Annotated in this window: 6 protein-coding genes and 2 pseudogenes; 6 read left to right on the top strand and 2 right to left on the bottom strand. The window is 71.9% G+C overall.

The window, feature by feature from the left end:
* The first annotated feature begins 348 nt into the window (after positions 1–348).
* Entirely contained in the window at positions 349–1515 is a 1167-nt protein-coding gene (locus ACFVHV_RS08740; RefSeq protein WP_380350030.1) for a serine hydrolase domain-containing protein, read from the top strand.
* A 169-nt stretch (positions 1516–1684) separates the two neighbouring features.
* Positions 1685–2863 carry a serine hydrolase domain-containing protein gene (locus tag ACFVHV_RS08735; RefSeq protein WP_380350027.1) on the top strand — a complete coding sequence of 393 codons (1179 nt, stop codon included), beginning with the start codon at positions 1685–1687 and terminating at the stop codon, positions 2861–2863.
* 61 nt (positions 2864–2924) lie between these two features.
* Here ACFVHV_RS08735 and ACFVHV_RS08730 read toward each other — a convergent pair whose 3' ends face one another.
* Positions 2925–3128: a helix-turn-helix transcriptional regulator gene (locus tag ACFVHV_RS08730; RefSeq protein WP_380350024.1), complete on the bottom strand. Its 204-nt coding sequence runs from the start codon at positions 3126–3128 to the stop codon at positions 2925–2927.
* Here ACFVHV_RS08730 and ACFVHV_RS08725 point away from each other — a divergent pair.
* The 4 genes and pseudogenes from ACFVHV_RS08725 to ACFVHV_RS08710 all read left to right on the top strand — a co-directional run.
* A complete protein-coding gene (locus ACFVHV_RS08725) occupies positions 3121–3486 on the top strand; it encodes an MMPL family transporter (protein WP_380350021.1) in 366 nt (121 codons plus the stop codon). The two genes, ACFVHV_RS08730 and ACFVHV_RS08725, sit on opposite strands and share 8 nt — an antisense overlap.
* Before the next feature lie 21 nt (positions 3487–3507).
* The gene (locus ACFVHV_RS08720; RefSeq protein ID WP_380350019.1) at positions 3508–3759 is read left to right on the top strand and encodes a hypothetical protein; all 252 of its coding nucleotides are present in this window, start codon (positions 3508–3510) and stop codon (positions 3757–3759) included.
* Between the two features lies 1 nt (position 3760).
* Positions 3761–4009, top strand: a pseudogene (locus ACFVHV_RS08715) (MMPL family transporter); the annotation flags it as partial.
* 79 nt (positions 4010–4088) lie between these two features.
* A pseudogene (locus ACFVHV_RS08710) lies at positions 4089–4166 on the top strand (hypothetical protein); the annotation flags it as partial.
* Between the two features lie 308 nt (positions 4167–4474).
* Here ACFVHV_RS08710 and ACFVHV_RS08705 read toward each other — a convergent pair.
* A complete protein-coding gene (locus ACFVHV_RS08705; RefSeq protein ID WP_380350062.1) occupies positions 4475–5008 on the bottom strand; it encodes a hypothetical protein in 534 nt (177 codons plus the stop codon).
* Between the last annotated feature and the right edge of the window lie 538 nt (positions 5009–5546).

The raw sequence follows: 5546 nt of genomic DNA, 5'->3' as shown, positions 1-5546 counted from the left end.
ATGGCGGGAACGGCCTCCTTCATACCTCCGACCTGCGAAAACGCCGGTCGGGACGACAGGATGTGAACCTGCGACCCCTTGCCCCCAGCGGCAAGTCCGGAGACGGCGAGCAGGGCGCGGGGCTTCCGGATGGTGCCGGCCGACCGGCACGTGCTCCGGCCCGCGGGCGTGGCGGGTGGTCCTGTCCCCGCCCCGGGCCAGGAGCACGGTCCTGCCCAGGGGGCGTCTCCCGGAGCCGGCTCCCAGGTTCGGTCTCGTCCTGGGTGCGGACGAACTCCCCCGCCTCTGAATGGTCCTCTTGACCAAGGCCGGAAATCACCGGAACGGTCCATCCAGAGGGGTTCCTCCGTGTACGAGCACACACCGCACAGCCGCGTCCAGCGTTCCCGCCGGGGCGGCCGGAACCGGGCGGTGGCGGCCGTGACCGCCGTGGCCGCCGGTGTCATGGCGGCCGGGGCGCTGGCACCGAGCGCGGCGTTCGCGGGCGGCAAGCCGGACGGCGTCCAGCAGAGCATGAACGCGCTGGTGAAGGACGACGGTCTGCCCGCCGCGCTGGCCTCCGTGAAGGGCCGCGACGGTCGCACCCGCACCTACACCGCCGGCGTCGGCGACCTCGCCACCGGGGCCAAACCCCCCGTCGACGGGCAGGTACGGATCGGCAGCAACACCAAGACCTTCACCGCCGTCGTCGTCCTCCAGCTCGTCGCCGAGGGAAAGGTCGGCCTCGACGAGCCCGTCGAGACCTACCTGCCGGGGCTGCTGCGCGGCGACGGCATCGACGGACGCGACATCACCGTCCGGCAGCTGCTCCAGCACACCAGCGGCCTGCCCGAGTACGTGGACAAGGACTCCATCCTCACCAGCCCGAACCGGTACTACGAACCGCGCGAGCTCCTCGACGCGGCTCTGGCCCGGAAAGCCCACTTCGCCCCGGGTACGCGCTGGGAGTACAGCAACACCAACTACCTGCTGGCCGGCCTGATCATCCAGAAGGTCACCGGGCGGCCGCTCGGCGAGGAGGTCAACCGGCGCGTCGTCGACCGCATCGGTCTGCGCCACACCTACTTCCCCACCCCCGGCGACACCACCATCCACGAGGCCCATCCCAAGGGCTACAACCGGGAAGCCGACGGCTCGCTCCGCGACTACACAGAACTGGACCCGTCCTGGGGTTGGGCGGCAGGCGCCGTCGTCTCCACCACCGGCGACATCAGCCGCTTCTACACCGCGCTCCTCGGCGGCCGGCTCCTGCCCCCGGCGCAGCTCGCCCAGATGCGCACCACCGTCCCCGCCGACGAGGTGGGTCCCGGCATCCGCTACGGGCTGGGCCTGGTGAGCCATCCGCTGTCGTGCGGCGGCCTGTACTGGGGCCACGGCGGGACCATCCCGGGCTACTACACCGCCGGGGGCGCCACCGACGACGGCCGCGCCGCCGGCATCGCGGTGACCGTGATCCCGGGCGACGAGGCCGAGCAGCACGTCAAGGCCACGGTGGACGCGGCCCTGTGTCGCTGACCCCGCGGACCGTCCCCGGTCCGGCCTGAGCATCCGCGAGCCGCACCGGCACCACCAACGGGTTCCGCGCGCACCGGCACCACCAACGGGTTCCGCGCGCACCGGCACGCCTCGGCGCGCGGAACCCGCACAGCCCGGCAATTCCCCCTTTCAGCAGAGGAGTTCCTCCGTGAACGAGCACACACCGCACAGCCGCGTCCAGCGTTCCCGCCGGGGCGGCCGGAACCGGGCGGTGGCGGCCGTGACCGCCGTGGCCGCCGGTGTCATGGCGGCCGGGGCGCTGGCACCGAACGCGGCGTTCGCGGGCGGCAAGCCGGACGGCGTCCAGCAGAGCCTGAACGCGCTGGTGAAGGACGACGGCCTGCCCGCCGCACTGGCCTCCGTGAAGGGCCGCGACGGCCGCACCCGCACCTACACCGCCGGCGTCGGCAACGTCGCCACCGGGGCCAAACCCCCCGTCGACGGGCAGGTACGGATCGGCAGCAACACCAAGACCTTCACCGCCGTCGTCATCCTGCAACTCGTCGCCGAAGGAAAGGTCGGCATGGACTCCCCCGTCGACACCTACCTCCCCGGCCTGCTGCGCGGCGACGGCATCGACGGACGCAACATCACCGTCCGCCAGCTGCTCCAGCACACCAGCGGCCTGCCCGACTACCTGGAAGCCCCGGCCCTCTCGGACGAAACCGCCCTGCAGTTCCGCTACTTCGAGCCCCGCGACCTCCTCGACGGCGCCCTCGCCCAGAAGGCCCGCTTCCCCTCGGGAACCAGCTGGGAGTACAGCAACACCAACTACCTGGTCGCCGGACTGATCATCCAGAAGGTCACCGGACGGCCCGTCGGCGAGGAGATCACCAAGCGCGTCATCGACCGCATCGGCCTGCGCCACACCTACTTCCCCACCCCCGGCGACACCACCATCCACGAGGCCCACCCCAAGGGCTACGTCCGCAGCTCGCCGGACGCGCCCCCGGTCGACTACACCGACATGGACTCCTCGATCGCCTGGGCGGCCGGGGCGATCGTCTCCACCAACACCGACCTCAACTCGTTCTTCACCGCGCTCCTCGGCGGCCGGCTCCTGCCCCCGGCGCAGCTCGCCGAGATGCGCACCACCGTCCCCGCCGAACTCCTGGGCCCGGGGGTCCGCTACGGTCTGGGCCTGCAGAGCAAGCCGCTCTCCTGCGGCGGCCTGGCCTGGGGCCACGGTGGCACCGCCCGCGGCTACCGGTCCCGCGGCGGCGTCACCGACGACGGCCGCGCCGCCAGCATCACGGTCACCACCGTCCCGCTCGAGGACGGCGTGCAGCACATGGCGGCCGCCCTGGACGCGGCCCTCTGCCGCTGACCCACCCCTCGGGCCGGCCCCCGCGCGGGGGCCGGACACCGGACGGCCTCGTAGGCCGCGGTCAACGCTGGCCACGGTCCCGGACACGCAGCTTGGCGAAGATGCTGGTGATGTGGTTCTTGACCGTGGAGACGCTGATGCCCGTCGCCGAAGCGATCTCGACGTTGTCGAGGCCGGCGGCCAGCAGATGCCACACCTCGACCTCGCGGGGCGTCAGCTCACCCAGGCCGGACACCGAGGACGGCACCGGCGCCGTCGTGGGCACCGCCCTGCTCACCGGCATCAAGCTCGACCCGTCCGTACCGAGCCTGATCGGCGTGGCGCTGGTGGGCATCGGCATCGACTACTTCCTGTTCCTGATGTTCCGCTTCCGCGAACAGCTGCGGGCCCACCCCGAACGCCACCACCGTGCCACCGCCGCCGAGATCAACCGCAAAGTCGGCACCGCAATCACCTCGGCCGCGCTCACCATCGTCGCCGCCTTCGCCACCCTCAGGGTCGCCGGCTTCGGACAGTTCCGGGTGCTCGGCCCGGCCGTCGCGCTCTCGGTCCTGGTCATGCTGCTCGCCGGCCTCACCCTGATGCCCGCCGCACTCGCGGCCTGCGGACGCGCACTGTTCTGACCCTCACGCGTCCTCAAGACCGTGCCCCGCGACGGCGCCACCGCCCGCTTCACCGACCTGGTGTCCCGCCGGCCCGTGGTCATGGTCCTCACGTCGCTCGCCCTCCTGACCGCCCTGGCCGGCGGGCTCGCCGGGATCAGGATGGACTACGGCCTGGGCGGCGGACCGCGCACCACCTCCCGGACCACCGCCGCCGAGATCTCCCGCGCCCTGCCCGCCGGCGTGGCGGACCCGACCAGCGTCCACGTCGAAACCAAGGGCGCCGGCCCGTGACCTGGCCTCCGGACCGATCCGCGCCGCCGTCGCCCAGAACACACCGGCCGGCCTGAGCGCGCACGTCGGCGGAACCCCCGCCGTCTTCGCCGACGTCTCCACCGCCGTCGACCGCGACCTGCGGCTGGTCTTCCCGGTGGCGGCCGCACTCATCGGGGTGATCCTCCTGCTGCTGCGCAGCTTGCTCGCACCAGTGATCCTGATGCTCTCGGTCGGCCTCGGCTTCGCGGCCACCCTCGGCGCGGCAGCCCTGCTGTTCCAGCACGCGATGGGCAAGCCGGGCGTCGACTTCACCCTGCCCCTGGTCCTGTTCCTTCGCCAGCTTCGCCGTGACCCCGCAGCCCTCGACCCAGCAGATCGGCTTCGCGACCGCGCTCGGCATCCTGCTCTCCGCGTTCCTGCTGTCCATCGTCCTGGTGCCCGCCCTGGCCGCGTTCCTCGGCCACAGCCTGTGGTGGCCCCTGCGCCCCGGACGCCCCACCGGCCCACCGGCCCACCCAGCCGCAGGCGGACACCTTCCCCCACCCGTACGCACCACACGACGAAATGAGCGCGAACCCGTCCTCGGCCCCCCGGGGACACCACTGACCCCAACTACCACGGCCCCGGCGGAACGACCGCGCGGGAAGACCGTACAACCGCCGGACACCGCCCTCGCCGGGCGGTGTCCGGCGGTTCATAGCGTGCACAGCGCCCTCAGCCCTCCTCGTCCCCCTCAGAACCGCACCCACCACCGGTGGCCCTGGCTGTCCTGCCCCGCACCCTGCTGCCAGGGGCCGAACACCAGGACGCCATCGAAGAGTTCAACACAACCCTTGACGGCCACCCGACCGAACTGACCACCGCACCGCCCCGCCTGAAGGACCCGGCGGCAGCTGCCGCCGGGTCCTTCAGGATCACCGAGGGTCCGGGTCCACACACCCGCCGGCAGCGCCGTGGCGCGGCGCCCCGGAGAACGCGGCTGACCGAGCTCGCCGAACCGCGGGTACGCGAGGAGGCCGACCGGGTCGTCCCGCGAGGACGACTCCAGCCCCGGGAGCTCCCCCCAGTCGAACTGGATCTCCTCGCCAGCCGCAACCTCAAGGCCCTGCTCGCCGAACACCTGAACATCAACGCCCTGATCGGACTGCCCAAGGTCCCTCCCGACCGCGAGGCCGGCGACCTCGTGCAGGCGCGAACGCAGGGCCGCCTCAGTGGGTTGCGGCGACCCTCCGGCCACCAGCTGCGGTCCCCGGCTGGTCCCCAGCAAGATCGAAGAACGGCGGCACCTCGGCCGCTCGCCACCTGCCACACCATCAGCAAAAAGGCCGCTGACCTGGGATTTCTCCCAGCCAACGGCCTTCCGACAATACTGCCGGGACGACAGGATTTGAACCTGCGACCCCTTGACCCCCAGCCGCCCAGCCATAACCATCGCTGCACGTCAGACGGTAGACAGCACGCGCTGTTCGTTCACCGAAAGGCTCCTCAGAGACGGCGGTGAACGACGCGTGGTCCCCGGCAGGTTCCTAGTAGGACTTCGTTAGGTCTGAAGTGGTCTGGTGCGCCTTGCTCGGCGCGTGGTGGGTAACTCGCGGTGACAGGTGGGACATTCGTCGGCCCAGGCCCGTATCAGGTCCTGGATGGCGTCGAGGACTCGGTAGAAGGTCAGGCCGGCGCCGCGAAGTTGCGGTGGATGCGCCCGGGGGGGGGGGAGGCCGGGGGGGGGGTGTCCAGGGGGGCGGTCTGGTTGCAGCCCCCCCCCGGTCCGGCCCAGAAATTGGGCAAGCCCCAGCCGGGCTTGAAAA

The organism is Kitasatospora sp. NPDC127116, from assembly GCF_042677365.1.
GTDB lineage: Bacteria > Actinomycetota > Actinomycetes > Streptomycetales > Streptomycetaceae > Kitasatospora > Kitasatospora lactacystinica.
The sequence above is the reverse complement of the archived record's forward strand: the minus strand, read 5'-3'. Positions and strand labels throughout refer to the sequence as shown.